A 2,154-nucleotide genomic window follows, 5' to 3' on the forward strand; every position below is an offset into this window, starting at 1 on the left:
GCTGGACCTGCGCCGACTCGTCGGCGGCCAGGACCGCGATCACCGACGAGTCGACGGTGGCGCAGCCCGACAGCGCGCTAGTGACGAGCAGGCAGCAGATCAGCAGAACGATGCGCATGACCGGCACATGGTGTCACCCAGGCGCTAGCCCCGACCACTCGACGTACGCAGGCGCCGCGAGACGGAGTCGATCGCCACGGCGAGCAACAGCACCGCACCGGTGACCATGAACCGCACCGACGAGTCCACCCCGACCAGGTTGAGCCCGGTCTGGATCGCCTGGAGGACGATGATGCCGAGCATCGCGGAGTAGGCAGACCCGCGCCCACCGAACAGCGAGGTGCCGCCGATGACCGCGGCCGCGATGGCCGTCAGGTTGGTGTCGGTGGTGCCGCTGGCCTGCGAGACGCTCGTCTGCAGGCCGGCCGCGAGCAGTCCACCGACGGCGGCGAGCAGCGAGCACAGCGCGAACACCGAGAAGTAGACCCGACTCACCTTGATGCCCGAGCGACGCGCCGCCTCCTCGTTGCCACCGACGGCGAAGACGTGACGTCCCCAGGTCGTACGCCGCAGCGCGAGGTCCATCAGCACGACGAGCAGCACGAAGAAGAGCCACAGGTAGCTCCAGCCCCGGTCGATGTTGACGTAGTAGGTCAACAGCGCGAGTCCGCCCACGAGCAGGCCGGCCTTGACCAGGACGAGTGCGAGCGGCGGGCTGCTCAGCTCGGCGGCGGTCCGCTGCCGGATGGCGAGCATCTGCGAGCCGACGTACACCAGCCCGACCAGCAGCACCATGGCGTAGGACACCGTGGGGCTGAGGAACTCGAACCGGGTGAACTGCACCAGGAACGAGTCGGAGGGCAGGTTGATCGTGCCGTTCTTGCCGAGCACGTAGAGCAGTGCGCCCTGGAAGCCGAGGAGCCCCGCGAGCGAGAACACGAACGATGGCACGCCGAGCTTGGTGTAGAGCACGGCATAGAGCGCACCGATGGCCACCCCGACCGCCATCGCAGCAAGGATCGCGACGAGCATCGACTGGCCGTGCTCGACGAGCAGCACTGCCATGGTGGCGGCCGTGAAGCCGCTCACCGAGCCGACGGACAGGTCGATCTCGCCGAGGAGCAGGACGAGCACGATGCCGAGTGCGATGATGCCGATCGGCGCCGCGAACTGGCTGATCGAGACGAGGCTGCGCGACGACAGGAAGCGCGGCTCCTGGCTGTAGAAGCCGATGCAGATGATGACCAGGCCGATCACGACCGGCAGGCTGCCCAGCTCACCGGAGCGGAGGCGGTTCCAGAACAGGTGGGCGTAGCCCGCCATCCCCTTGGTCTGGATCAGCCGCTCGTCGGCCAGGTCCGCGGCGACCGTCGATGCGGGCGTCTCCACGTCGAGGTCTTCGCTGACATCGTGGTCAGTCATGCTTCTCACCCCTCTGGGCTCGTGCCGACACGACGTTGTCGGAGGCGCCGGTGATGGCGGCGACAAGGTCTTGGGTGGTGGCGTCCGCGACATTGAACTCGGCCGCGTTGCGGCCGAGGCGGAGGACGACGATGCGGTCGGCCACGGCCTGCACGTCGGCCATGTTGTGGCTGATCAGGATCACGCCGAGCCCGGTGGCGCGCAGCCGCTCGATCAGGTTGAGCACCTCGGCGGTCTGGGCGACGCCCAGCGCCGCAGTGGGCTCGTCGAGCATGACGATCTTGGGGTTGCCCACCAGGGAGCGGGCGATGGCGACGGTCTGGCGCTGGCCCCCCGAGAGCGAGGCGATCGGGATGCGCACCGACGGGATCTTGGCGGACAGCGTGCGGAGCAGTCGCCACGCCTCCTTCTCCATGTGGACCTCGTCGATGAAGGCCCCCAGCCGTTTCTCCTGGCCGAGGAAGAGGTTGGCGACGACATCGAGGTTGTCGCACAGGGCGAGGTCCTGGAAGACCGTGGCGATGCCGAGGGCCTGCGCCTCGGACGGGCCGCCGACAGTGACCTTGCGGCCGGCGAAGGTGATGTCTCCCTCGTCGGGCGAATAGACACCCGAGATGACCTTGACGAGCGTGGACTTGCCGGCGCCGTTGTCGCCGACCAGGGCGACGACCTCGCCCGCCCGGACGTCCATGTGGACGTCCGAGAGGGCTTGGACGGCGCCGAAGCGCTTGG

The 2,154-nt window shown here is 68.4% G+C and carries 2 protein-coding genes; both read right to left on the reverse strand.

Annotated features, from left to right (window positions below; translation table 11 throughout):
• Window positions 1-144: 144 nt before the first annotated feature.
• Window positions 145-1,422: an ABC transporter permease subunit gene (locus RMO85_RS07450; protein WP_310528075.1), complete on the reverse strand. Its 1,278-nt coding sequence runs from the start codon at window positions 1,420-1,422 to the stop codon at window positions 145-147.
• The coding region (locus RMO85_RS07455; protein WP_310528076.1) for an ATP-binding cassette domain-containing protein at window positions 1,415-2,154 on the reverse strand (740 nt) is incomplete at its 5' end. The genes RMO85_RS07455 and RMO85_RS07450, both read right to left, overlap by 8 nt.

Source organism: Nocardioides sp. (assembly GCF_031422975.1).
Taxonomy (GTDB): Bacteria; Actinomycetota; Actinomycetes; order Propionibacteriales; family Nocardioidaceae; genus Nocardioides.